Below are 23,199 nucleotides of genomic sequence, written 5' to 3' on the forward strand. Positions count from 1 at the left end.
CGCCGTTACGGCCACTTCACCTCGGGCGGCATGCTCATCAGGATGGCCTCGGTGTTGCCGCCGGTCTTCAGGCCGAAGGTCGTCCCGCGGTCGTAGAGCAGGTTGAACTCGACGTAGCGGCCGCGGCGGATCAGCTGGTGCTCGCGCTGCTCCGGGGTCCAGGGCCGGTTCATGTGGCGGCGGACCAGGGCGGGGAAGACCTCCAGGAAGGCCAAGCCCACGTCGCGGGTGAAGGCGAAGTCGGCCTCCCAGTTCCCGGAATCCAGGTTGTCGTAGAAGATGCCGCCGACGCCGCGCGCCTCGCCCCTGTGCGGCAGGAAGAAGTAGCGGTCGCACCACTCTTTGTAACGCGCGTAGCAGGTCGGGTCGTGGCGGTCGCAGGCGCCGCGGAAGGCGGCGTGGAAATCAGCGGTGTCCTGCTCGTCAGGCACCATCGGGGTCAGGTCCGCGCCGCCGCCGAACCAGCCGATGCTGGTCACGATGTGGCGCGTGTTCATGTGGGTGGCCGGCACGAGCGGCGAACGCATGTGCGCGACGAGGCTGATCCCCGACGCCCAGAACCGCCCGTCCTCCGCGGCGCCGGGAATGTTGGCGCGGAATTCCGGGCTGAAGGTGCCGTGCACCGTGGAGACGTTGACCCCCACCTTCTCGAACACGCGGCCCCGCATCACCGACATCACGCCGCCGCCGCCCTCGCCGCCGCCATGGTCGGGGCGGTGCCAGTTCTTGCGCTCGAAGCGGCCCGGCGGCAGGTCGGAGTGGGTGCCGGTCAGCTCGTCCTCGATCCGTTCGAACTCGGCGCAGATGCGGTCGCGCAGCTCGGCGAACCAGGCGCTGGCCCGGGCCTGACGGGCGGCTTTGATGTCCATGGCGTCGTTGGGGGAGGTGGTCATGGGCGGGAGTCCGGCGTCGGTCAGGGCAAAGGAAGGGGCGAGGGGCTCGGCAATGCGGCCGTCTGCCGCAGGGCCTCACCCAACACCATCGCGGCACTCAGCGCAACATTCAGCGACCGGGCGGGCGGCTTCAAGGGAATGACCAGCCGGGCGTCGGCGGCCCCGTGCACGTCGTCGGGCACCCCGGCGCTCTCGCGCCCGACCATGATGCGGTCGTCCTGCGCGAAGGCGAACTCCGTGTAGGGAACGGCGCCGCGCGTGGTCAGCAGGACCAGCCGCCCGGCCTGCGGCAACGCCCGGTAGGCGGCCCAGGAGCTGTGCCGGACTAGGGAAAGCTGGTCGATGTAGTCCATCCCGGCCCGGCGCAGCTTGCGGTCGTCCAGAACGAAGCCGCAGGGCTCGATCAGGTCCAGCGGCACCCCGAGTCCCGCCGCCAGACGCATCAGAGTCCCGGCGTTCTGGGGAATGTCCGGTTCGAAGAGAACGAGGCGCATGAAATTCCCTTTTGGTTCAGCGATGTCTAATGGTGCACTGCAAAGCGCGACAAGTTGTCCCGATGACAAAACCTTTTCAAGGCGTTGCCGCGACTGTATACCGCACCCCGGATACCCGGGAGATACAACCCCGGTCGACGCGGCGCGCACCCACCCACCCAGTGAGCGGACATGCCCGTCAAGTCGTGATAAACACTGGTCCACGTGTCATAGGGCGCTTCGGCGCGCCGCGTATGCCTTGAGGAGATTAACGCTTATGGCTCAGACCACGCATCCGCCCGGGACGGGTGGCCACGCGGCCCCCGGCGGCGAGGGGGCTTCCCGCCGTGATTTTCTCTACCTCGCCACCGGGGCCGTGGGTGCCATTGGTGTCGCGTCGGCCGTGTGGCCGTTCATCGACAGCATGAACCCGGCCGCCGACACCCTCGCGCTGGCTTCGATCGACGTGGATCTGGCCCCGGTCCAGGAAGGCCAGGCGATCACCGTCACCTGGCGCGGCAAGCCGGTCTTCGTCCGCCACCGCACGGCGAAGGAGATCGAGGAGGCCCGCACCGTCAACCTCGGCGAGCTGCGCGACCCGGCCGCCGACGACGCCCGCGTCAAGAAGCCGGAATGGCTGATCGTCGTCGGCATCTGTACGCACTTGGGCTGCGTGCCGCTGGGGCAGAAGCCGACCGATCCGCGTGGCGACTACGACGGCTGGTTCTGCCCGTGCCACGGCTCGCACTACGACACCGCAGGGCGCATCCGCAAGGGTCCCGCCCCGGCCAACCTCGTCGTTCCGCAGTACGCTTTCACGAGCGACACCGCGGTCCGGCTCGGCTAAGCGGCCCTTAAGGTTCTGGAGACCCCAAGATGGCTCAGGCTCACGCCCCCCAGTTCAAGAATCCCGTCGTGAAGTGGATCGACAGCCGCCTGCCGATCTTCACGATGCTGGACCATGAGTACAACCAGTATCCGATGCCCCGGAACGTCAACTATCTGTGGGCGTTCGGTGCCATCGCCGGCATCATGCTGGTCATCATGATCGCCACCGGCCTCGTGCTGGCGATGCAGTATGCGGCCAACACGCACATCGCCTTCGAGTCGGTGGAGCGCATCATGCGCGACGTCAACTACGGCTGGCTGCTGCGCTACGTCCACGCCAACGGCGCGTCGATGTTCTTCATCGCCGTCTACATCCACATGTTCCGCGGTCTCTACTACGGTTCCTACAAGGCGCCGCGCGAGATCCTGTGGATCCTCGGCGTGTTCATCCTGCTGGCCATGATGGCGACCGCCTTCATGGGCTACGTGCTGCCGTGGGGCCAGATGAGCTTCTGGGGCGCCACCGTCATCACGAACCTGTTCTCGGCCTTCCCGCTGGTCGGCGACCCGATCGTGACCTGGCTGTGGGGCGGCTTCTCGGTCGACAACCCGACGCTGAACCGCTTCTTCGCGCTGCATTTCCTGCTGCCGTTCGTGCTGCTGGGCCTGGTCGTTCTCCACACCGCCGCCCTGCACGTCTCCGGCTCCAACAACCCGCTGGGCATCGACGCCAAGGGCCCGCAGGACACCGTGCCGTTCAACCCGTACGTCACGGTCAAGGACGGCTTCGCGGTCGTCGTGTTCCTGATCTTCTACGCGGCCTTTGTCTTCTTCGCCCCGAATTACCTCGGCCACCCGGACAACTACATCCCGGCCAACCCGCTGGTCACGCCGGCGCACATCGTTCCGGAATGGTACTTCCTGCCGTTCTACGCGATCCTGCGCGCCATCCCGGACAAGCTGGGCGGCGTGCTCGCCATGTTCGGCGCCATCGCGGTGCTGGCGGCCCTGCCGTGGCTCGACACCTCCAAGGTGCGCAGCTGCAAGTTCCGTCCGATCTACCGCCAGTTCTTCTGGATCCTCGCCATCGACGCCCTGGTCCTGGGCTACGCCGGCGCGATGCCCGCGGAAGGCGTGTGGCTGCTGGTCGCCCGCATCGGCACGGCCTACTACTTCTTCCACTTCCTGATCCTGCTGCCGCTGCTGGGCAAGCTGGAGCGTCCGCTGCCGCTCCCCGCCAGCATCTGCGAACCGGTTCTGAAGGGCGGTGGCCGCGTTGCCGCCGGCGCCCACGCCAAGCCCATGGAGAAGGCATAATGCGCTCTCTGAAGTCTGCCATCCTCTCCGCGGCCTTCGCCCTGGGCCTGGCCGGCGCCGCGCAGGCGTCGGAAGCGGTGCACATTCCCAAGCAGGAGTGGTCGCACAGCGGCGTCTTCGGCACCATCGACAAGGCCTCGGCGCAACGCGGCTTCCAGATCTTCAAGGAAGTCTGCGCGACCTGCCACTCGGCCAAGCTGGTCCCGATCCGCACGCTCGCCGGCATCGGCTTCAACGAGGACGAGCTGAAGGCGATCGCCGCCGGCTATGAGGTCCAGGCCGGTCCGAACGACGCGGGCGAGATGTTCATGCGTCCGGGCATCCCGGCCGACCGCTTCCCGTCGCCGTTCCCCAACGACAACGCCGCCCGCGCCGCCAACAACGGCGCCCTGCCGCCGGACCTGTCGCTGATGGCGAAGGCCCGCGTCGGCGGCGAGGACTATCTCTACGCCTTCCTGACCGGCTTCGAGGAGAACCCGCCGGAAGGCGTGACCCTGATGCCGGGCATGAACTACAACAAGTACTTCCCGGGCCATCAGGTGGGCATGCCCAACATCCTGATGCCGGACGGCGTGACCTACGCCGACGGCACCCCGGCGACGGTGCAGCAGCAGGCCCACGACATCAGCACCTTCCTGACCTTCATCGCCGAGCCGCACATGGATGCGCGCAAGCAGATGGGCGTGAAGGTGATCCTGTTCCTGATCGTGCTGGCCGGCCTGATGTACGCCACCAAGCGCAAGCTGTGGAGCACCCTGCACTGAGCCGTGTCCCGGCCCGGTGTGGATGATTGAAGACTGGACAGGGCGCCTTCGGGCGCCCTGTTCTTTTGTGGCCCCTGTTCTTTGACCGACGACCCCATTCCCAGGCGAAGGTGGTGCAGATGACCGACAGGCTGATCGACGAGATCGTGGATTTCTGGTTCGACGAGGCGATGAAGCCCTATTGGTTCCGCCGGTCCGACAGTTTCGACCGGACGGTGCGCGACACGCTGCTTCCCCATCACGAGGCGGCGGCGGAGGGCCGGTACGATCACTGGCTGGAGGATGTGGACGGCTGTCTGGCGCTTTGCGTCCTGCTGGATCAGGTGCCGCGCAATGTCTTCCGCGGCACGCCGCGGGCCTTCGCGACCGACGGCAAGGCGCTGGCGGTGGCGCGCCATGTGGTCGAGCAGGGCTACGACTTGGAATGCAGCGAGGACGAGCGGATCTTCCTCTATCTGCCGTTCGAGCATCAGGAGGACATGGACTGCCAGGAGCTGTCCTGCACCCTGTTCCGGGAGCGGGTCAGCGATCCGGAGGTCGTGGATTACGCCGAACGCCACCGCAAGGTCATCGCGCGCTTCGGGCGGTTTCCCCACCGCAACGCGGTCCTCAGTCGCGAGACGACGCCGGAGGAGGCGGAGTTCCTCAAGGAGCCGGGTTCGTCCTTCTGACGGTCTCGCCCTCCGGCATCCTGGGCTCCAGCCAACGCTTCAGGGCGGCCAGAAGCTCGGGGCGCCGCACCGGCTTGGGCACATAGTCGTTCATTCCGGCGAACACGCAGCGGTCGCGGTCCTCGGCGAAGCCGTGTGCGGTGACCGCGATGATCGGAACCGCGGCGCGCGGGCCGGTCATTGCCCGGATGGCCCGGGTCGCGGCGATTCCATCCACCTCGGGCATGGCGACGTCCATCAGCACGGCGTCGTAGGGCGTCTGCGCCGCAGCGACGGAGGCGACGGCCTCCGCCCCGCCGTCCGCGGTGTCGACCGTGAAGCCGACCTTGCGCATCAGCGCCGCAGTCAGCAGCCGGTTGGTCGGGCTGTCGTCGACCACCAGCAGACGCCCACCGCGCGCCAGAGCCCAGGCGATCAGCCGGTCTTCCAGGGGCGATGGCGGCGCGCTGGAGGAAACCGGTGCCGTGCGCGGCGTCGGTTCGATATGGAGGGTGTCATGTGGCTGTCGGTGCAGAATGTTGTGGTTCACGACGAGCCTTTGGCATTTTGCAAATCAATTTGCGCCGGACCGCCGCAGACTCTCGGTTTCCCGAGGGGATAAGATGGCCGGCCTGCCCAGCCAAGCAAAGGGTGGGCCAGTTGGTTACGAGATCGAACTTTTCCCGCCGCCCGCAATGGACGGAATGCGGGAACGCCAACGTGGAGAGGACATATGGGATTGGTCGATCGGCTCTGGGTGGCCTTCGCGGCCCTCAACGGCGCCGTCGCGGTGGGGGCGGGCGCCTATGCCAGCCACGGGCTTGCCAGCGACCCGCGGGGGCAGGAGTTGTTCCGGCTGGCCGGGCAGTACCAGATGTGGCATGCCCTGGCCCTGATTGCCCTGGTCGCTCTGCTGCGCACCGCCGATGGCCCGGCGCGCTTGGCGCTGCGCTTGTCGGGGTGGCTGTTCGTGGCCGGAATTGTGCTTTTCAGCGGGACGCTTTACGCCACGGCGACCAGCGGCCCGCTCTCCTTCGCCATGACGGCCCCGACCGGGGGCAGCGCCTTCATCCTGGGCTGGCTGGTCCTGGCCCTGGCGGTTCTTCTGTTCGGGCGTCGCTTCTTCGAAAAGGCTTGAGCCAAGAGGGGCCGCGTTCAGGCCGAAGCGCTGCTGGGCTCTTCGGCGGAGGCGGGGGACTCATCGTCCTTCTTGCGGCTGACAGGGGCACAGAACAATTCATGGAGCGTCGCCATGATGGTCTGCGCCTCGTGCCCGTTCAGCGAGTAATAGATGTTCTGGGCTGCACGGCGCGTCCGCACCAGCTTGTCGCGGCGCAGGCGGGCCAGATGCTGGGACAGGGCCGACTGGCTGAGGTCGACCAGTTCCTCCAACTCGCCGACCGACTTCTCACCCTCGGTCAGGTAGCACAGGATGAGCAGGCGGCGCTCGTTGCTCATGGCTTTGAGCAGCGTGCTGGCCCGCCGTGCGTTGCTCTGCAGATCGGCAATGTTCATGAAACGACCGTTTCCATCGGCGCCAAGCAACAGCGAACCGTTGCGCCCACCCCTTGCGCCGCAGCACCGCCGTTTATCGTTCGTGTTCAATCATATGGAAGAGTGTACCGCGCTGTCTACCCGTGGATGTCCCGTAGTCGAAAGAATGTTCCCCGTTCGTGAAACCACTGTTCAACGGGTTGAGGCGCGGGCGCCACCGTTCTAGACTCGCCGCCTCGAATCGTTGCGGCGGTGCCCGAAGGAGTGCAAGGAACGATGGCCGACCAGACGCTCGACGCCAAGGGGCTGCAATGCCCGCTGCCGGTGCTGCGCGCGCGCAAGGCGCTGAAGACGGTGCCGCCCGGATCGACGCTGACCGTCGAGGCGACCGACCCCAGCGCGCCCAAGGATTTCGCCGCCTTCTGCGACGCCACCGGCAACCGGCTGGCCTCCAGCGTGGAGGAGGGGGGCGTCTACCGTTTCGTGATCGAACGCTGCGCCTGACGGAGCCGCGAAACGGGATGGCTTGCACGTCCGCCGCGCAAAGGGGGTGGGGGTGGCGGTTGGGGGATGTGACGATAAGCCCCGCAATCATCCTGTACTTTCATTAGCGATCCGGGAAGAATGGGTGCAGGGAAATGCCTCGAACACGAACGAAAAAGACAGAAAAGCATGTTCACCACCCTGTTCACCCACGCCGCCTGCCTGGACCACGACACAGGGCTGGGCCATCCGGAATGCGCCGACCGGCTTCGTGCGGTGCTGGCGGCGCTTGAGACCGAAGAATTCTACATGCTCGAACGGCAGGAGGCGCCGCTCGCCACCCTCGAGCAACTGTCCCGGGCGCACCCGCGGGAGCATGTCGAACGCATACTGGCCCTGGTGCCGGAGCAGGAGCACGCCGGCATCGACGCCGATACGGTGATGTCCCCCGGCTCCGGCGAGGCCGCGCTACGCGCCGCCGGGGCGGTGGTCGCTGCGGTGGACGCGGTGGCGTCGGGCCATTCGCGCAACGCCTTCTGCGCCGTGCGCCCGCCGGGGCACCATGCCGAGCATGAAAAGGCCATGGGCTTCTGCCTGTTCAACAACGCCGCGGTCGGCGCCTACCACGCACGGGCGGCGCATGGGCTGCAGCGGGTGGCGGTGATGGATTTCGACGTCCATCACGGCAACGGCACGCAGGACATCTTCCAGCGCGACCCGGACCTGCTCTATTGCTCCACCCACCAGTCGCCGCTCTATCCCGGCACGGGCGACGCGGGGGAGAAGGGCGACTACGGCAACTGCGTCAACGCGCCGCTCGCCGCCATGTCCGGCTCGCCGGAGTTCCGGCACGCGATGACCCACATCATCCTGCCGGCCATCGATCATTTCAAACCCGATCTGCTGATCATCTCCGCCGGATTCGACGCCCATTCGCGCGACCCGCTGGCCGGACTGCACCTGACCGACGACGATTTCGCCTGGGCCACGCGCAAGCTGGGTGATCTGGCCCGCACCCATTGCGGGGCGCGCATCGTGTCGGTGCTGGAAGGCGGCTACAATCTGCGCGCCCTGGCCTCGGCCACCGCGGCGCATGTGCGCGAACTGATGTACTGCTGAGCCTTCCGGTTCTTTCCGGCCGGTTCTTCAAGGTCGGTTCTTCCGGCTAGGCCTGCGGTGGGAGCGGAATACGCCCGCCGCGGGCCTTGCGCATTTGGGGGCTGAGCCATAATTTCGGGTTTCGGTCCCATCGCGGGCACCCCATCGTATGGATCATTGGCCGGATGGATCATGGCTGACGCTGCTAACATACCCCCCGACATCGCCGCCCTCAGCTTCGAGGACGCGCTGTCCGAACTGGAGCGCATCGTGCGCCAGCTCGAAGACGGGCGCGGCAAGCTTGACGACGCGATCTCCTCCTACGAGCGCGGCACCGCGCTGAAGCGGCATTGCGAGGCGAAGCTGCGGGAGGCCCAGGCCAAGATCGACCGCATCACCGTTGCCGCCGACGGCACCCTCGGCACCGAACCCGCCCGGATCGACTGACGTGCAGACCGACCTTAAGACAGCCATGGCCGACATGGCGGCGGATGTGGAGCGTGCGATCCTGCATCTCCTGCCGACCACCGACCTCCCCGAATCGCGTGTGCTGGAGGCGATGCGTTACGGCTGCCTGAACGGTGGCAAGCGGCTGCGCCCCTTCCTGGTGTGCCAGTCCGCCGCCCTGTTCGGCGTCAATCCGGATTGCGCGCTGCGCGTCGCCGTGGCGGTGGAGTTCGTCCACAGCTATTCGCTGGTCCACGACGACCTGCCGGCGATGGACGACGGCGACCTGCGCCGCGGCCAGCCGACCGTGCACCGCAAGTTCGACGAGGCGACCGCCATTCTGGCCGGCGACGGGCTGCTGACCTACGCCTTCGAGGTGCTGGCCGAGCCGGCGACCCACGAGGACCCGAACGTGCGCTGCCAGCTCGTGGCGGCGCTGGCCAAGGCGGCCGGGCCGCACGGCATGGTCGGCGGCCAAATGCTCGACCTGATCGCCGAGCATGAGACCTTCGACCTCGGCACGACGACGCGGCTCCAGCGCATGAAGACCGGCGACATGATCGCCTTCTCCTGCGAGGCCGGCGGCATCCTGGGCAAGGCCCCGCCGCCGCAGCGCCTCGCGCTGCGCGCCTACGCCCATGACCTCGGGCTGGCCTTCCAGATCGTCGACGATCTGCTGGACATCGAGGGGACGGAAGCGGAGACCGGCAAATCGGTCGGTCGCGACGCGGAGGCCGGAAAATCCACCTTCGTGTCCATCCTCGGGCAGGACCGCGCCCGCTCGCAGGCCGCGATGCTGGCCGTCCAGGCCAAGGCGCACCTGGAGATCTTCGACGGGCGCGCCGATATCCTCAAAGCGGTCGCCGACTTCGTCGTCGCGCGGCGGACCTGAACGGAGGACGTTTCGAACGTGACCCTCAACGACAAGACGCCGCTTCTCGACCTCGTCCACACCCCCGCCGACCTGCGCGCGCTCAAACCCGAACAGCTCCGGCAGGTGGCCGACGAGCTGCGGACGGAAACCATCAGCGCGGTGTCGGTGACCGGTGGTCATCTGGGCGCCGGGCTGGGGGTCGTCGAACTGACCGTCGCCCTGCATTACGTGTTCCAGACCCCGGATGACCGGCTGATCTGGGACGTCGGGCATCAATGTTACCCGCACAAGATCCTGACCGGGCGCCGCGACCGCATCCGCACCCTGCGCACCGGCGGCGGGCTGTCGGGCTTTACCAACCGGTCGGAGAGCGAGTACGACCCGTTCGGCGCCGGTCACAGCTCCACCTCCATCTCCGCGGGGCTGGGCATGGCGGTGGCGCGCGACCAGCTGGGCCGCGACAACCATGTGATCGCCGTGATCGGCGACGGCGCGATGAGCGCCGGCATGGCCTACGAGGCGATGAACAACGCCGGGTCGGCGAACAGCAAGCTGATCGTCATCCTGAACGACAACGACATGTCCATCGCTCCGCCGGTCGGCGCGATGAGCGCGTACCTGTCGCGGCTGATCTCGTCGAAGCCCTATCTCAGCCTGCGCCATCTGGCCAAGGACATCGCGGAGCAGCTGCCGCGTCCTCTGCGCACGGCGGCGCGGCGGGCGGAGGAGTACGCCCGCGGCATGGTCACCGGCGGCACGCTGTTCGAGGAGATGGGCTTCTACTACATCGGCCCGATCGACGGGCACAATCTGGACCATCTGCTGCCGGTGCTGCAGAATGTGCGCGACGCCGGCGACGACAAGCCCGTCCTGATCCACGTCGTCACCAAGAAGGGCAAGGGCTACGGCCCCGCCGAGGCCTCGGCCGACAAGCTGCACGCGGTCGCCAAGTTCGACGTCGTCACCGGCGCCCAGTCCAAGCCCAAGTCCAACGCCCCGACCTACACCCGCGTCTTCGCCAACGCCCTGATCGCCGAGGCCGAGCGCGACCCCGGCGTCCTCGCCATCACCGCGGCCATGCCGTCGGGCACCGGGCTCGACCTGTTCGGCCAACGCTTCCCCGACCGCTGCTTCGACGTCGGCATCGCCGAGCAGCACGCCGTGACCTTCGCCGCCGGGCTGGCGACCGAGGGCTTCAAGCCCTTCTGCGCCATCTACTCGACCTTCCTGCAGCGCGCCTACGACCAGGTGGTGCACGACGTGGTGCTGCAGCGCCTGCCGGTGCGCTTCGCGCTCGACCGCGCCGGTCTGGTCGGGGCGGACGGGGCGACCCACGCCGGGGCCTTCGACGTCGCCTATCTGGGCTGCCTGCCCGACATCGTGCTGATGGCGGCGGCGGACGAGCTGGAGCTGATGCACATGGTGGCGACCAGCGCCGCCATCGACGACCGCGCCTCGGCGCTGCGCTACCCGCGCGGCGAGGGGGTGGGGCTGGAGCTGCCGGAGCGCGGCGAGGTGCTGCCCATCGGCAAGGGCCGCATCCTTCAGGAAGGCACCAAGGTGGCGATCCTCAGCTACGGCACGCGCCTGGCCGAGGCGCGCAAGGCGGCGGCGGAGCTGGGCGCGCGCGGGCTGTCGACGACGGTGGCCGACGCGCGCTTCGCCAAGCCGCTGGACGAGGAGCTGGTGCGCCGTCTGGCGCTGGAGCACGAGGTGCTGATCACCATCGAGGAGGGCTCGGTCGGCGGCTTCGGCAGCTTCGTCCTGCAGCATCTGGCGATGGCCGGACTTCTGGATGGCGGGTTGAAGATCCGCCCGATGGTCCTGCCCGACCGCTTCCTCGACCATGACAGCCCGGCCAAGCAGTATGAGGAGGCCGGCCTCGCCGCCCGTCACATCGTCGCCATGGCGCTGCAGGCGCTGGGGATCGAAGCGGCGGCGGTGCGGGCCTGACGCCGGACGGAAAGCGCTGCCGCTCGACCCCGAATGTGGGGCCTGGACGAAGGGGCTAATGCCATTAGCCTAAGGTCGCGCGGGGCGCTTTTTCTGGTGCGGCTGGGACCGCTGTCTTACAATTCGAAAACAATAGATAATTAACGTATCCGGCGGGACTGGGTGTTGTCGAACATGCCTCAGGTGTTTGCAGCGGGTGCAGGGCGCGCATCCGACGAGAAGGGCGCTTCGCCTCAGGATGGTCCGGGGATGTTCCGGTCCATCGTTGAGTCGTCTCCGACGCCCACCGCCGTTGTCGACGGAACATCCTTCCGTTGTCTTTACGCCAACGCCGTCATGCGCGCCCTGGGTTTGGAAGCGGGGCATGCCCTGGCCGACCGTTTTCCGGAAGCTTCCGACGAGCGCTTGGCCGAGGCGCTGCGCAATGGCGAGAGCGCCCGCCTGCGGATCACCGGGCCGGAGGAGGTGTCCTGGGACCTGACGGTGGCCGCGCTTGATGGCGGCCCGTCGCTTCTGGTCACCCTGCGTCCCGCCGAGTCCGAATCGACCGAGACCGCCCATCACCATGCGCGGGAGGTCAGCCACCGGGTCAAAAACACGCTCCAGCTGGTGTCCAGCCTGTTGACGCTCCAGACCCTGTCGGCCAAGGATCCGGACATGCGCCGCGCCTTCCAGGAGGCGTGCAGCCGCATCGGCACGGTGACCCAGGCGCACCAGCGTGTCCATGCCGCCGCCCGCGGCAGCCTCGTCGATTTCGGGGCCTATCTGAGAGACGCCTGCCGGGAGATGGAGAGCCACTTTGCGGTGGGCGGGCCGGAACGGCGTATCGCCGTGACCGTGGAACAGGCGATGCTGCCCGTGGATTCGGTGATCCCGCTCGCCCTCATCCTCAACGAACTGGTCGGCAACGCCACCAAATACGCTTATGCGGCGGGCAGCCCGGGAGACATTGAGGTCAGCCTCGTGCCGCGTGACGAGGGTGGTCGCCGCCTGACCGTCGCCGACCATGGGCGCGGCCTGCCGCCGGGCTTCGAGGTTGCGCGCGCCGACTCGCTGGGCATGAAGGTGGCGCGGGCCTTCGCCGGCCAGTTGAAGGGCAAGCTGCGCGCGGAGCCGAACGCTCCCGGCACGCGCTTCGTCCTGGATCTGCCTTTCTGATCCTCCGTCACCTGTGACGGCTCATCGCCCCTTGCCGAACGCCGCATCCTGCGCCATGCATCCAGCCTCGTCGACGGGGGAGTTCTGAGATGGCGCGGGTGCGTGCGGATGTGGCGCTGGTGGAGCGTGGGCTGGCCGAAAGCCGCGCCAAGGCGCAGGCGTTGATCCTGGCCGGGCTGGTTTACTCCGACACCAAGCGCATCGACAAGGCGGGCGACACGATCGCCGAGGACGCTCCGCTGTCCGTAAAGGGGCAGGACCATCCCTGGGTGTCGCGCGGCGGGCTGAAACTGGTCAAGGGGCTGGACGTCTTCGGTTTCGACCCCGCCGGCCTGACCGCCGTGGACGTGGGCGCCTCGACCGGCGGCTTCACCGACGTGCTCCTGACCCGTGGCGCCGCCAAGGTCTATGCGGTGGACGTCGGGCACGGGCAGTTGGCCTGGAAGCTGCGCAACGACCCGCGCGTCGTGGTTCTGGAGAAGACCAACGCCCGCCACCTGACCAGTGCCGAGATTCCCGATCCGGTGGACATGGTGGTGTGCGACGCCAGCTTCATCGGACTGGAGATGGTGCTTCCCGCCGCCCTCGCTCTGGTCGTGCCGGGCGGGCGGCTCGTCGCGCTCATCAAGCCGCAGTTCGAGGTCGGCAAGGGCCGTGTCGGCAAGGGTGGGGTGGTGCGCGAACCCGAACTGCACCAGGAGGTCTGCGACCGCATCCGCGGGTGGCTCGATGCCCTGCCGGGTTGGCGCGTGCTGGACATCACCGAAAGCCCGATCACCGGCCCCGAAGGAAACAAGGAGTTTCTGATCGGGGCGGTAAAGGTCTTCTGAATGGAACCGTAAAGTGTTACGAGAGCACCCATAAACCGCACTCCGCGGAACCATAAATTGGTCCGCCACAACCGCGCGCCAAGATCACCGACCAGGATGCTGGGCGGCTGTAAAACAGCATCCTATGCGCAGTTTCCCTTGTGAAACATGATGTACTTTCTGCGAGTAATACCACGACTCACGGATCATGACCGATGAGCCCAGTCGCGCAGTCCGATGGACATGATGGTCCAGGGCTGCTCGACGAGGGCGTTCCAGGCGAAGCAGCAGTGATCGAGGATGTCCTGGTAGGAGGTGAAGATCCGGTTGGAGAGCCAGCTGTCGCGCATGTACTGCCAGATGTTCTCCACCGGGTTCAGCTCGGGCGATTTCGGCGGCACCGGCAGCAGGGTGAAGTTGCCGGGGACCGGCAGTTTGGCCGAGGTGTGCCAGCCGGCCTGATCGAGCAGGACGACGGCATGGGCCCCGGGCGCCACGGCGCGGGCGATCTCCTCCAGGTGCAGCGCCATCGCCTCGCTCGTGCAGCGCGGCAGCACCAGGGCCGCGCCTTTGCCCTGGGCCGGGCAGATCGCGCCGAACAGATAGGCCGAGCGCGTGCGCTGATCGTGCTGGGCCGCCGGTCGGGTGCCCCGGCGTGCCCAGCGGCGGGTGATTTTGTTCTTCTGGCCGATGCGGGCTTCGTCCTGCCACCAGACCTCCATGGGCTTGCCGGCGGCCTCGTGCGCGGCGATCTGCGCCAGCAGGGCGGGAAAGTTTTTTTGAACGCCTCGGCGGCGCCGGGATCCTCGGCGTGGTGGCGGGGGCGGGCCGACAGCTTGCTCAAACCCAGAGCGCGCAGTTCCCGGCTCAGCGTCTGCTTGGAGACGGTTACACGGAACTCGTTCCAGAGCCAGTGCCGCAGGTCGGCAATCCGCCGACGTACGACCCCATGCACCGCCGGGATCGGTCCATCCTCGACGACCTGGCACAGGGCCGCCCGGTGATGGTCGGCCAAACGCGGCTGCGGGCCCGGCGCCTTGCCGGTCAGCAAGCCCGCCGGTCCCGCGTCATTGAAACGCAGCACCCAGTCGCGCACCGTCTGCAAGCCGACCCCGCCGATCTGCGCCGCGGCCAAGCGCGGTTCTCCGTCGTAGATCGTCGCCAGGGCGAGCAGCCGACGGACTCGGCCGGGATCGTGAGAGGCACGGGCAAGCCGACGCAGAGCGGCGGCATCGTAATCGCTGCGTAGCGGAACCGGAGCGGCCATCGTGGACCTCGTCGCCATGGTCTCTCCGGTGAATCACGCGGCACGCTCCTCCGGGAATCACCGCATGAGGCGTACTCCACAGGACTTGGTATTACCTTGTGAGAGCGAGGCCGTGACAAACTCTGGCGGCTTAAACAACATTGTGAACATGTAATTTTTGGATTTAAAAATCTATTAATTAGGTAGATTTTATTTGACAGGACGACGCTGGATTGGTGTGATCGAGGTGCAAATCAACCTTGGTGACGCCATTTCGGGAGGCTTCGATGACAGCGGGCGTGAAGCGGGTCGGGGCCACCGCAAGACGGGCTTTTCTCGGCATGACTCTGGCGGCGGGCGTGGCCCTCCTTTCCTCCGGTGGCGCGCGGGCCGAGGCGATGGACCTGACCATCGCCATCCAGTACGGGCTGGGCTACCTGCCGCTGATGATCGCCAAGAACCAAGGGCTGATCGAAAAACACGCCGAGGAGCAGGGGATCGGGCCGCTCAAGGTCAACTGGCTGGTGTTGAACGGCGGGGTCGCCGCCAACGACGCGCTGCTGAGCGGCAACGCCCATATCGTCTCCGCCGGCATTGCGCCGCTGCTGACCGTCTGGGATAAGACGCGCGGCGGTATCGGCGTGAAGGCCATCTCGGGGCTGGACTCCTCGGCCTACTGGCTCAACAGCAACAACCCGAACATCCGCAGCATCCGCGACCTGACCGACAAGGACCGCATCGCGGTGCCGGCGGTGAAGGTCTCCATCAATTCGGTCATTCTCCAGATCGCCGCGGAGAAGGAGTTCGGGCCGGGTCACCAGTATGACTTCGAGCCGCTGACCACGACGCTGAGCCCGCCGGACGCCACCGCGGCGCTGGTTTCCGGCAAGACGGAAATCACCGGCCACATCACCACCCCGACCTACGGGTCGCAGCAGCTCGCCCACCCGAACGTCCACCGCATCCTGAACTCGCGCGACGTGATCGGCGAAGCGACGCTGGTGCTGTCTTACGCCACGCAGAAATTCTACGACGAGAACCCGAAGCTCACCGCCGCCGTGGTGAAGGCGCTGGATGACGGCTTCGCCCTGATCAAGCACGACAAGGCCGAGGCTGCCCGCATCTATTTGGCGGAGGAGCGCAGCAAGCTGACCCAGGACGAGGTGGTGGCGCTGCTCGACAACCCGGACATCAGCTATTCCCAGGTTCCGCACAACACCGGCGTGATCGCCGATTTCATGCACCGCGTCGGTTCGATCAAGACCAAGCCGAACTCATGGAAGGACTACACCTTCCCGATCCTGCATGGCGAAGCAGGGAGCTGACCTGACGCCGGCCTTTTACTTGCCGATCGCTCGCCGTTTTCCCGTTTACCGTTTTCCCGTCATTCCTTACTTGATAATGGAGACACTCCGATGAGCCTTCCCGACGCGTTCGACATCAAGCCCATCAACGGCAACATCGGCGCCGAACTGCGCGGCGTCACCCTGTCCGGCGATCTGCACCCGGCGGTGCTGAAGGCGATCCAGGACGCCGTCCACGAGTACAAGGTGATCTTCGTCCGCGACCAGCACCACATTGACGATGCCCAGCAGGAGGCGTTTGGTCGGCTGTGGGGCAGCCTGGTCGGCCATCCGACTGTCCCGTCGCTCGGTGGGACCGAAGGCATCCTGGACGTGGACGGCTCCCGCGGGGAGCGCGCCAGCTCCTGGCACGCCGACATCACCTTCCTCGGCGACTATCCCAGCATCACCATCCTGCGCCCGCATGAACTGCCGGACCGCGGCGGCGACACACTGTGGGGCAACACGGTGGCTGCCTACGCCGAACTGCCGGAGCCGTTGCGCGAACTGGCCGACAAGCTGCGGGCGATCCACACCAACCAGTACGATTACGTGGGCGACCGCGGAAACATCCGCGAGGACGGGCTGAAGCGCTTCAACGAGGTCTTCACCTCCACCGTCTACGAGACGGAGCATCCGCTGGTCTCCGTGCATCCGGTCACCGGTGAGCGCACGCTGCTGGTCGGGCATTTCCTGCAACGGCTGGTCGGCTTCGGCACCTCCGATTCCAACCGGCTGATCGGTATCTTCACCGACCACGCCACCCGTCCGGAAAACACAGTGCGCTGGCACTGGTCGCCGGGCGACGTGGCGATCTGGGACAACCGTGCCACCATCCACCGCGCCGTCGACGATTACGGCGACCGTCCCCGCGTCGTCCGCCGCACGACGGTTGCCGGCGATGTGGTGGTCGGCGTCGATGGCCGTCCCAGCGTGACCCGCGTGCTTGGCCGCAAGCCGAGCCTCGCCGCCTGACGTCATCCGGGTGCGGCGCGGGGGTCCACGCCCCTCGTGCCGGTCCGAAGCGTCGCGGAGCCGGCAGGCTGGCGTGCCGGCTCCGCGATCTTCTTTTGTCTATAAATAACACATTATGCATGTATTTAAAGGCGATTTTCCCTGTTGAATCATTCGTGGAATCATGATGTCATTTTCCTACTAGAGATTAGGTAAAATTTATCGGAGGTTCGTATGGTCAACCCTGGACGTGTCATCCGCCACGCGCTCTGCGCCTTGGCCGGGCTGGGGCTTGCCGCCGCAGCGCTGGCCGGTCCGGCGGCGGCGGAAGGCCGGATACGGATCGCCGAACAGTATGGGCTGGGCTATCTGCCGCTTCATGTGCTGCGCCACCAGAAGCTGATCGAGAAACACGGCAAGGAGCTGGGGCTCGACATCAATGTGGAGTGGGTGCAGCTCTCCGGCGGGGCGGCGATGAACGACGCGCTGCTGTCGGATTCCATCGATCTGGGGTCGGCGGGCGTCGGCCCGCTGCTGACCATCTGGGACCGCACCAAGGGCAACGCCAACGTCAAGGCCATCGCCGCCCTGAACAGCATGCCGCTGTTCCTGACCACCACCAACCAGACCGTCAAGACGCTCAAGGACTTCACCGACAAGGACAAGATCGCCCTGCCGGCGGTGAAGGTCGGCGTCCAGGCTCGCGTGCTCCAGATGGCCGTGGAGAAGGAGTTCGGAGAAGGCAAGTTCGACGCGCTCGACAAGCTGACCGTCTCGCTGCCGCACCCCGACGCCACCGCCGCCCTGCTGTCCGGCTCGTCGGAGATCACCGGCCACATCTCCGGTCCGCCGTTCCAGTACCAGCAGCTGCGCGATCCGAAGATCCACAAGGTCTTCAGCTCCTACGACGTGCTGGGCGGGCCGCACACCTTCAACCTGATCTGGGCGAAGGAAGTGTTCCGGACCAAGAATCCCAAGACCTATCAGGCCTTCCTCGGCGCGCTGAAGGAAGCGATGGAAGTCATCAACGCCGACCATTCCGCGGCGGCGGACATCTATCTGGCGCAGAACCGGGGCGACCTCGACAAGGCCTTCGTCGTCAGCATCCTCGACGACCCGGACAACCAGTTCACCGTCGCCCCCGCCCGCGTCGGGGCTTTCGCCGACTTCATGCACAAGGTCGGCGCCATGAAGAACAAGCCGGCCTCCTGGAAGGACCTGTTCTTCGAAGACCTGCACGGCGAAACCGGGAGCTGAGCCGATGAACGCCTTCACCTATCCCGCCAGCGTGGACACCGACAGCGTGGGCAGCGCCGGCGTGTCCGAACGCCCGCTGCTGGATGTGTCCGGCGTGACGCTCCAGTACAAGACGCGCCGCCATCTGGTGACCGCGACCTACCGCGTCGATTTCCAGGTGTTCCAGGCGGAACGCTATGTCCTGCTTGGGCCGTCCGGTTGCGGCAAGTCCTCGCTGCTGAAGGCGGTGGGCGGCTTCCTGGCACCGGTGGAGGGGGCCATTCGTCTGAACGGGCGCGCGGTGACCGGGCCGGGGCCGGACCGCATGATGGTGTTCCAGGAGTTCGACCAGCTTCCGCCCTGGAAGACGGTGAAGCAGAACGTCATGTTCCCGCTGCTCGCCAGCGGCAAGGCGTCCCGTCGGGAGGCCGAGGAGAAGGCGCTGGACTGCATCGCGCGGGTGAACCTGTCCAAGTTCGCCGACGTGCATCCGCACATGCTGTCGGGCGGGATGAAGCAGCGCGTCGCCATCGCCCGCGCCATGGCGATGGAGCCGGACATCCTGCTGATGGACGAGCCCTTCGCGGCGCTGGACGCATTGACTCGCCGCAAGATGCAGGAGGAGCTGCTCCAGCTCTGGGACGATCTGCGCTTCACCGTTCTGTTCGTCACCCATTCCATCGAGGAGGCTTTGGTCGTCGGCTCCCGCATCCTCGTGCTCTCGCCGCACCCCGGACAGGTGAAGGCGGAGCTGAACTGCGACGGCTACGATCACTTCGCGGTCGGCAGCCCGGCGTTCCAGGACACCGCCCAGCGCATCCACACCATGCTGTTCGCCGACGAGGTGGAAACGGTGAGGGGGCTGTCGTCATGACCGGCCTGTCCCTGGCCCCGCAAGGCCGCCGCGTGCCGCCCGTCCGCCCGGAGTATGAGCGGACGGTCGCCACCACCGGCCCCATCGGCGACGTGGCCCGCCCGCTGTCCCTGTGGGAGCGGATCGGCAACATCACCGCGCTCCGCCGCTTCGCGGTGCTGGCCGCGGTGGCGCTGATCTGGCAGATCGCCGCGACGTGGCAGAACAACCCGCTGATGTTTCCCACCTTCACCGCCACCGTCGCGGCGCTGTGGGAGGCGGTCTGGCGGGAGAACCTGCTGTCGATGGCCTGGGTGTCGCTGTCGGTGCTTCTGAAGGGCTACGCCATCGCCGTGGTGCTGGCCATTCTGTTGACCAGCTTCGCGGTGTCCACGCGCATCGGCAACGACGTGCTGTCCACGCTGACCTCCATGTTCAACCCCTTGCCGGCCATCGCGCTGCTGCCCATCGCCATGCTGTGGTTCGGGCTGGGCGCGGTCAGCCTGACCTTCGTTCTGGTCCACGCCGTGCTGTGGCCTCTGGCGCTGAACACCCACGCCGGCTTCACCTCGGTGTCGGAAACGCTGCGCATGGCCGGGCGGAATTACGGGCTGAGCGGCATCCGCTACGTCGTCACCATGCTGATTCCGGCGGCCTTTCCGGCTATCCTGACCGGGTTGAAGGTCGGCTGGGCCTTTGCCTGGCGCACGCTGATCGCGGCGGAGCTGGTGTTCGGCGTGTCGTCGGGCAAGGGCGGGCTGGGCTGGTTCATCTTCCAGAACCGCAACGAGCTGTACATCGACAAGGTGTTCGCCGGGCTCGTCACCGTCATCCTGATCGGCCTCGTCGTCGAGAACGTCGTCTTCCGCTGGATCGAGACCCACACCGTCCGCAAGTGGGGCATGGTCCGCTAGCAACCAAAACCCCTCTCCTGGGGCGGGAGAGGGGATTCTTGAGCAAGGAAATCCATCCGTGCCTTTCGACAGCAACCTGACCACCGAGCGCCCGACCTTCGTCACGCATCTGGAATGCGCCTACACCGGGGAGCGGTACGAGGCCGACACCGTCCACAACCTGTCCAAGGCCGGTAAGCCGCTGCTCGTCCGCTACGACCTGGAGGGGGTGCGCGGCGCGCTGACCAAGGACGCGCTGGCCGAACGCCCGCAGGATCTGTGGCGCTACCGCGAGCTGCTGCCTGTGCGCCGGGTGCAGGACATCGTCACCCTGGGCGAGGCGGTGACCCCGCTGGTCGCGCTGCCCAAGCTCGCCGCCAAGCTGGGGGCGGCGGAACTGCTGGTGAAGGACGAGGGGCGGCTGCCCACCGGCTCCTTCAAGGCGCGCGGACTGGTCATGGCGGTGTCGATGGCGAAGGCCTTCGGCATCGAGCACATGGCCATGCCGACCAACGGCAACGCGGGCGCGGCGCTGGCCGCCTACGCGACACGGGCGGGCATCAGAACGACCATCTTCTGCCCGGAGGACACGCCGGAGGTCAACGTCTCGGAGATCGAACTCCAGGGCGCCACCGTCTACCGCGTCAACGGGCTGATCGACGACTGCGGCAAGATCGTGGGAGAGGGCAAGGCTAAGGCCGGCTGGTTCGACGTCTCCACCCTGAAGGAGCCCTACCGGATCGAGGGCAAGAAGACCATGGGGCTGGAACTGGCCGAGCAGCTCGGCTGGGAGGTACCGGACGTCATCTTCTACCCAACCGGCGGCGGCACCGGGCTGATCGGCATGTGGAAGGCTTTTGCGGAGCTGGAGGCCATCGGCTTCATCGGGTCCAAGCGCCCGCGCATGGTCGCGGTGCAGGCCGCCGGCTGCGCCCCGATGGTCCGCGCGTACGAGGCGGGGGAGGAGCACGCGCCGCGCTGGCAGGACGCCCACACCATCGCGTCCGGCATCCGCGTGCCGCAGGCGGTCGGCGACTTCCTGATCCTGCGTGCGGTGCGGGAGAGCGGCGGCTTTGCCGTCGCCGTGCCGGACGAGGCCATCCAGGCGGCCCTGGACGAGGCGGCGCGGGAGGAGGGATTCCTGCTGTGCCCGGAGGGCGCCGCCACCTACGCCGCCTACAAGCAGGCGCTGGCCGACGGGCGGGTGGGCCGCGACGAGCGCGCCGTGCTGTTCAACTGCGCGACCGGGCTGAAGTACCCGCTGCCGCCCGTCCACCGGACGCTCGACCGCCACCAGCCCATCGACTATTCGGTGTTCTGAGGATGGGAGGACCCTACGCCGCGGACCGTCTGGTGGCCCTTCTGGACGCCATCCTGCAACGGTCCGGCAGCAGCCCGGAGGAGGCGGCCATCGTCGCCGCCAACCTCGTGGACTCCGACGCTACCGGCCATGCCAGCCACGGCGTGTGCCAGATCGCCGTCTACGCGAAGAGCCTGGAACTGGGCCACCTGCAACCGAACCGGCACGCCCGCGTCGTCCGCGACGAGGCGCCGTTCCTGGTGGTGGACGGGGAGGTCGGCTATGGGCAGGTGATCGCGCGGGAGGCGACGGACCTCGCCATCGCGCGGGCCAAGGCCGGTGGGGCCTGTGTGCTCGCCCTACGCAACGCTCATCACATCGGGCGGGTCGGCTCCTACGGCGAGCAGTGCATCGCGGCCGGCTTGATCGGGGTCTTCTTCGTCAATGTGGTCAGCCGGCCTCTGGCCGCACCCCATGGCGGCGGGCGGCCGCGGCTGGGCACCAACCCAATCTGCATCGCCGTCCCGGCCACGCCGGGCCATCCGCCCTTCCTGCTGGATTTCGCGACCAGCGCGGTGGCGGCCAACAAGTGCCGGGTCGCTGCTGCCTCCGGGAAGGAGGTCGCCGACGGCCTACTGATCGACGAGCGGGGCGCGCCGACGCGCGACCCCGGCGTGATGTTCCGCGACCCGACCGGCGCCATCCTGCCCTTTGGGGGGCATAAGGGTTACGGGCTGGCGCTCGCCTGTGAGATCCTCGCCGGGGCGCTGGCCGGCGGGCTGCCGGCCCTGCCGGACAACCTCCGTCAGGGGCGGGTGGTGAACAACGCGCTGGCCTTCCTGATTGACCCGGCGCGGGTGTCCGACGTGGAGAACGGCGGCTGGCAGGCGTTGACCGACGCGGTGCTGGACCACATCCAGGACACCCCGCCGGTACCCGGCGGTGACGGCGTGCTGGTGCCCGGCGGGCCGGAGCGGCGGAGCCGGGTGTTGGCCGCGGAGCGCGGCATCACGCTCGATCCCGACACCGAGCGCGCCCTACACGGGATCGGGGGCGCGCTCGGCCTCGACGTTCCGGCCTTCCTGGGGGCCTGACCGGGTGGGGTCAGGGCAGGATGCGGTTGCGCAGAACCCCGTCCTCCAGGAACAGGCGGGCGGTTTCGGCGGCGTTGCGGCGCATCTCGATCGCCGCCTCGTCGGAATGAAAGGCGTTGTGCGGCGTGACCACGAGACGACCTTCCAGCCAGGATTCCCGGCGGCGCCACGCGTCCAGCAGCGGGTGAGGGGCGGGCGGTTCGGTCGGCAGCACGTCCGTCCCCACGGCGGCGACGTGGCCGCTGCGAAGCGCCGCCTCCAGCGGGTCCAGCCCGGCAAACATCTCGCCGCGCGCCGTGTTCACCAGCAGGGCGCCGGGCTTCAGCTTCGCCAGGAAGTCCGCGTCGATCAGGCCGCGGGTCTCCGGCGTCAGCGGGCAATGGAAGGTCACGATGTCGGATTCGCCCAGCAACTCGTCCAGCCGGCGGACGCGGTGGTAGCCGACCGCCTTCTCGTGGCCGGCCGGCTGCTGCGGATCGTAGCCGAGGATGCGATAGCCGAAGGGCTTGAGCCGGTTCACCACCGCCGTGCCGATCCGCCCCACGCCGACGACGCCGACCGTCGCCGCGCTGGACCGCCGCAGCGGCGTCAGCGTGTTGGCCTGCCACGTCGTGCTGTAGCCGCGGGCGCGGGCATCATGTTCCCACAGCCGGCGCTGCAGGGAGAGCAGCAGGGAGACGGCGTGGTCGGCCACCTCCTCCGTCCCATAGTCCGGGTTGTTGCAGAAGGGAATGCCCGCGGCCTCCAGCGCCGCCACGTCGACCTTGTCGTAGCCGACCCCGAATCGCACGACGATGCGGCAGCGCGGCAGCTTCGCCACCGTCGCCGGGCCGATGCGGGTGCTCCACACCAGCAGCGCGTCCAGCCGGGCCAGACGCTCCGGGTCCAGATACTCCTCGCGGCGGGTGTCGAGGAAATCCACCTCGGCACAGCCGTCGAGAACCGCCGCCTCCAGGTCGGGCGGGGGGATCATGTGGTCGGTGATTCCGACGACGAAGGGTGCACGCTTGCCCATGGTCATTCTGCGGTCCGGGTCCTG

The 23,199-nt window shown here is 67.5% G+C and carries 25 protein-coding genes; 19 read left to right on the forward strand and 6 right to left on the reverse strand.

What is annotated here, in order from left to right:
- Positions 1–5 precede the first annotated feature (5 nt).
- Positions 6–893, reverse strand: coding sequence for an oxygen-dependent coproporphyrinogen oxidase (hemF, locus tag H1Q64_RS14660; RefSeq protein WP_237905918.1), 888 nt, complete (start codon positions 891–893; stop codon positions 6–8).
- 20 nt (positions 894–913) lie between these two features.
- Positions 914–1,387 carry a tRNA (cytidine(34)-2'-O)-methyltransferase gene (locus H1Q64_RS14665; protein WP_237905919.1) on the reverse strand — a complete coding sequence of 158 codons (474 nt, stop codon included), beginning with the start codon at positions 1,385–1,387 and terminating at the stop codon, positions 914–916.
- 256 nt (positions 1,388–1,643) lie between these two features.
- On the opposite strand from H1Q64_RS14665, the gene petA reads away from it, so the two are divergent.
- The 4 genes from petA (at position 1,644) to H1Q64_RS14685 (ending at position 4,946) form a co-directional block, all read left to right on the forward strand.
- A complete protein-coding gene (gene petA / locus H1Q64_RS14670; RefSeq protein WP_014198445.1) occupies positions 1,644–2,213 on the forward strand; it encodes a ubiquinol-cytochrome c reductase iron-sulfur subunit in 570 nt (189 codons plus the stop codon).
- Positions 2,214–2,242: 29 nt separating this feature from the next.
- Positions 2,243–3,511 carry a cytochrome b gene (locus H1Q64_RS14675; protein ID WP_119506531.1) on the forward strand — a complete coding sequence of 423 codons (1,269 nt, stop codon included), beginning with the start codon at positions 2,243–2,245 and terminating at the stop codon, positions 3,509–3,511.
- Complete coding sequence (locus H1Q64_RS14680) at positions 3,511–4,275, forward strand: cytochrome c1 (protein WP_145627345.1); 765 nt, start codon at positions 3,511–3,513, stop codon at positions 4,273–4,275. The genes H1Q64_RS14675 and H1Q64_RS14680 overlap by 1 nt, the downstream gene beginning before the upstream one ends.
- A gap of 119 nt (positions 4,276–4,394) precedes the next feature.
- Positions 4,395–4,946, forward strand: a complete 552-nt coding sequence (locus tag H1Q64_RS14685; protein ID WP_237905920.1) for a DUF924 family protein — start codon at positions 4,395–4,397, stop codon at positions 4,944–4,946.
- Here H1Q64_RS14685 and H1Q64_RS14690 read toward each other — a convergent pair.
- Complete coding sequence (locus tag H1Q64_RS14690) at positions 4,921–5,475, reverse strand: response regulator (RefSeq protein WP_237905921.1); 555 nt, start codon at positions 5,473–5,475, stop codon at positions 4,921–4,923. The genes H1Q64_RS14685 and H1Q64_RS14690 overlap by 26 nt on opposite strands.
- A 183-nt stretch (positions 5,476–5,658) precedes the next feature.
- Here H1Q64_RS14690 and H1Q64_RS14695 point away from each other — a divergent pair, with 183 nt between their 5' ends.
- A complete protein-coding gene (locus H1Q64_RS14695; RefSeq protein WP_237905922.1) occupies positions 5,659–6,063 on the forward strand; it encodes a DUF423 domain-containing protein in 405 nt (134 codons plus the stop codon).
- A 17-nt stretch (positions 6,064–6,080) separates the two neighbouring features.
- Here H1Q64_RS14695 and H1Q64_RS14700 read toward each other — a convergent pair whose 3' ends face one another.
- Positions 6,081–6,440 (reverse strand): ArsR/SmtB family transcription factor, encoded by a 360-nt coding sequence (locus tag H1Q64_RS14700; protein ID WP_237905923.1) that lies wholly within the window; start codon positions 6,438–6,440, stop codon positions 6,081–6,083.
- A 255-nt stretch (positions 6,441–6,695) separates the two neighbouring features.
- Between H1Q64_RS14700 and H1Q64_RS14705 the strand changes: the two genes are divergently transcribed.
- The 7 genes from H1Q64_RS14705 (at position 6,696) to H1Q64_RS14735 (ending at position 13,262) form a co-directional block, all read left to right on the forward strand.
- Positions 6,696–6,923: a sulfurtransferase TusA family protein gene (locus tag H1Q64_RS14705; protein WP_109469487.1), complete on the forward strand. Its 228-nt coding sequence runs from the start codon at positions 6,696–6,698 to the stop codon at positions 6,921–6,923.
- 168 nt (positions 6,924–7,091) lie between these two features.
- Positions 7,092–8,021 (forward strand): histone deacetylase family protein, encoded by a 930-nt coding sequence (locus H1Q64_RS14710; RefSeq protein WP_237905924.1) that lies wholly within the window; start codon positions 7,092–7,094, stop codon positions 8,019–8,021.
- 171 nt (positions 8,022–8,192) lie between these two features.
- Positions 8,193–8,447, forward strand: coding sequence for an exodeoxyribonuclease VII small subunit (locus H1Q64_RS14715; protein ID WP_237905925.1), 255 nt, complete (start codon positions 8,193–8,195; stop codon positions 8,445–8,447).
- A gap of 25 nt (positions 8,448–8,472) precedes the next feature.
- The gene (locus H1Q64_RS14720; RefSeq protein WP_237906507.1) at positions 8,473–9,339 is read left to right on the forward strand and encodes a polyprenyl synthetase family protein; all 867 of its coding nucleotides are present in this window, start codon (positions 8,473–8,475) and stop codon (positions 9,337–9,339) included.
- An 18-nt stretch (positions 9,340–9,357) separates the two neighbouring features.
- A complete protein-coding gene (gene dxs / locus H1Q64_RS14725) occupies positions 9,358–11,274 on the forward strand; it encodes a 1-deoxy-D-xylulose-5-phosphate synthase (protein WP_237905926.1) in 1,917 nt (638 codons plus the stop codon).
- Positions 11,275–11,523: 249 nt separating this feature from the next.
- Entirely contained in the window at positions 11,524–12,432 is a 909-nt protein-coding gene (locus H1Q64_RS14730) for a sensor histidine kinase (RefSeq protein WP_237905927.1), read from the forward strand.
- Positions 12,433–12,521: 89 nt separating this feature from the next.
- A complete protein-coding gene (locus H1Q64_RS14735) occupies positions 12,522–13,262 on the forward strand; it encodes a TlyA family RNA methyltransferase (protein ID WP_237905928.1) in 741 nt (246 codons plus the stop codon).
- Positions 13,263–13,447: 185 nt separating this feature from the next.
- Here H1Q64_RS14735 and H1Q64_RS14740 read toward each other — a convergent pair.
- Positions 13,448–14,508, reverse strand: a protein-coding gene (locus H1Q64_RS14740) for an IS630 family transposase (RefSeq protein WP_237906508.1) whose coding sequence is annotated in 2 segments (ribosomal slippage) — positions 13,448–14,022 and positions 14,022–14,508 — 1,062 coding nt in all. Because the reading frame shifts where the segments join, the coding sequence is not laid out codon by codon here.
- A gap of 266 nt (positions 14,509–14,774) precedes the next feature.
- On the opposite strand from H1Q64_RS14740, the gene H1Q64_RS14745 reads away from it, so the two are divergent.
- From H1Q64_RS14745 to H1Q64_RS14775, 7 genes are all read left to right on the forward strand, one after another.
- Positions 14,775–15,812, forward strand: a complete 1,038-nt coding sequence (locus tag H1Q64_RS14745) for an ABC transporter substrate-binding protein (protein WP_237905929.1) — start codon at positions 14,775–14,777, stop codon at positions 15,810–15,812.
- 90 nt (positions 15,813–15,902) lie between these two features.
- Complete coding sequence (locus H1Q64_RS14750; RefSeq protein WP_237905930.1) at positions 15,903–16,805, forward strand: TauD/TfdA dioxygenase family protein; 903 nt, start codon at positions 15,903–15,905, stop codon at positions 16,803–16,805.
- A 213-nt stretch (positions 16,806–17,018) separates the two neighbouring features.
- Entirely contained in the window at positions 17,019–18,041 is a 1,023-nt protein-coding gene (locus H1Q64_RS14755; protein ID WP_237905931.1) for an ABC transporter substrate-binding protein, read from the forward strand.
- Between the two features lie 4 nt (positions 18,042–18,045).
- The gene (locus H1Q64_RS14760) at positions 18,046–18,894 is read left to right on the forward strand and encodes an ABC transporter ATP-binding protein (RefSeq protein ID WP_237905932.1); all 849 of its coding nucleotides are present in this window, start codon (positions 18,046–18,048) and stop codon (positions 18,892–18,894) included.
- A complete protein-coding gene (locus H1Q64_RS14765) occupies positions 18,891–19,787 on the forward strand; it encodes an ABC transporter permease (protein WP_237905933.1) in 897 nt (298 codons plus the stop codon). The genes H1Q64_RS14760 and H1Q64_RS14765 overlap by 4 nt, the downstream gene beginning before the upstream one ends.
- Positions 19,788–19,845: 58 nt before the next feature.
- A complete protein-coding gene (locus H1Q64_RS14770) occupies positions 19,846–21,087 on the forward strand; it encodes a threonine synthase (RefSeq protein WP_237905934.1) in 1,242 nt (413 codons plus the stop codon).
- A gap of 2 nt (positions 21,088–21,089) precedes the next feature.
- Entirely contained in the window at positions 21,090–22,160 is a 1,071-nt protein-coding gene (locus tag H1Q64_RS14775) for a malate/lactate/ureidoglycolate dehydrogenase (protein ID WP_237905935.1), read from the forward strand.
- 10 nt (positions 22,161–22,170) lie between these two features.
- On the opposite strand, the gene H1Q64_RS14780 is transcribed toward H1Q64_RS14775, so the two are convergent.
- Entirely contained in the window at positions 22,171–23,181 is a 1,011-nt protein-coding gene (locus H1Q64_RS14780; RefSeq protein ID WP_237905936.1) for a C-terminal binding protein, read from the reverse strand.
- Positions 23,182–23,199 lie beyond the last annotated feature (18 nt).

This window comes from Azospirillum brasilense, assembly GCF_022023855.1.
Taxonomy (GTDB): Bacteria; Pseudomonadota; Alphaproteobacteria; order Azospirillales; family Azospirillaceae; genus Azospirillum; species Azospirillum brasilense_F.

What these genes read in the sequence shown, in the direction of transcription:
- hemF (WP_237905918.1), bottom strand. Translation starts at nt 893, where the DNA reads ATGACCACCTCCCCCAACGACGCCATGGACATCAAAGCCGCCCGTCAG.
- H1Q64_RS14665 (WP_237905919.1), bottom strand. Translation starts at nt 1,387, where the DNA reads ATGCGCCTCGTTCTCTTCGAACCGGACATTCCCCAGAACGCCGGGACT.
- petA (WP_014198445.1), top strand. Translation starts at nt 1,644, where the DNA reads ATGGCTCAGACCACGCATCCGCCCGGGACGGGTGGCCACGCGGCCCCC.
- H1Q64_RS14675 (WP_119506531.1), top strand. Translation starts at nt 2,243, where the DNA reads ATGGCTCAGGCTCACGCCCCCCAGTTCAAGAATCCCGTCGTGAAGTGG.
- H1Q64_RS14680 (WP_145627345.1), top strand. Translation starts at nt 3,511, where the DNA reads ATGCGCTCTCTGAAGTCTGCCATCCTCTCCGCGGCCTTCGCCCTGGGC.
- H1Q64_RS14685 (WP_237905920.1), top strand. Translation starts at nt 4,395, where the DNA reads ATGACCGACAGGCTGATCGACGAGATCGTGGATTTCTGGTTCGACGAG.
- H1Q64_RS14695 (WP_237905922.1), top strand. Translation starts at nt 5,659, where the DNA reads ATGGGATTGGTCGATCGGCTCTGGGTGGCCTTCGCGGCCCTCAACGGC.
- H1Q64_RS14700 (WP_237905923.1), bottom strand. Translation starts at nt 6,440, where the DNA reads ATGAACATTGCCGATCTGCAGAGCAACGCACGGCGGGCCAGCACGCTG.
- H1Q64_RS14705 (WP_109469487.1), top strand. Translation starts at nt 6,696, where the DNA reads ATGGCCGACCAGACGCTCGACGCCAAGGGGCTGCAATGCCCGCTGCCG.
- H1Q64_RS14710 (WP_237905924.1), top strand. Translation starts at nt 7,092, where the DNA reads ATGTTCACCACCCTGTTCACCCACGCCGCCTGCCTGGACCACGACACA.
- H1Q64_RS14715 (WP_237905925.1), top strand. Translation starts at nt 8,193, where the DNA reads ATGGCTGACGCTGCTAACATACCCCCCGACATCGCCGCCCTCAGCTTC.
- H1Q64_RS14720 (WP_237906507.1), top strand. Translation starts at nt 8,473, where the DNA reads ATGGCCGACATGGCGGCGGATGTGGAGCGTGCGATCCTGCATCTCCTG.
- H1Q64_RS14730 (WP_237905927.1), top strand. Translation starts at nt 11,524, where the DNA reads ATGTTCCGGTCCATCGTTGAGTCGTCTCCGACGCCCACCGCCGTTGTC.
- H1Q64_RS14735 (WP_237905928.1), top strand. Translation starts at nt 12,522, where the DNA reads ATGGCGCGGGTGCGTGCGGATGTGGCGCTGGTGGAGCGTGGGCTGGCC.
- H1Q64_RS14745 (WP_237905929.1), top strand. Translation starts at nt 14,775, where the DNA reads ATGACAGCGGGCGTGAAGCGGGTCGGGGCCACCGCAAGACGGGCTTTT.
- H1Q64_RS14750 (WP_237905930.1), top strand. Translation starts at nt 15,903, where the DNA reads ATGAGCCTTCCCGACGCGTTCGACATCAAGCCCATCAACGGCAACATC.
- H1Q64_RS14755 (WP_237905931.1), top strand. Translation starts at nt 17,019, where the DNA reads ATGGTCAACCCTGGACGTGTCATCCGCCACGCGCTCTGCGCCTTGGCC.
- H1Q64_RS14760 (WP_237905932.1), top strand. Translation starts at nt 18,046, where the DNA reads ATGAACGCCTTCACCTATCCCGCCAGCGTGGACACCGACAGCGTGGGC.
- H1Q64_RS14765 (WP_237905933.1), top strand. Translation starts at nt 18,891, where the DNA reads ATGACCGGCCTGTCCCTGGCCCCGCAAGGCCGCCGCGTGCCGCCCGTC.
- H1Q64_RS14775 (WP_237905935.1), top strand. Translation starts at nt 21,090, where the DNA reads ATGGGAGGACCCTACGCCGCGGACCGTCTGGTGGCCCTTCTGGACGCC.
- H1Q64_RS14780 (WP_237905936.1), bottom strand. Translation starts at nt 23,181, where the DNA reads ATGACCATGGGCAAGCGTGCACCCTTCGTCGTCGGAATCACCGACCAC.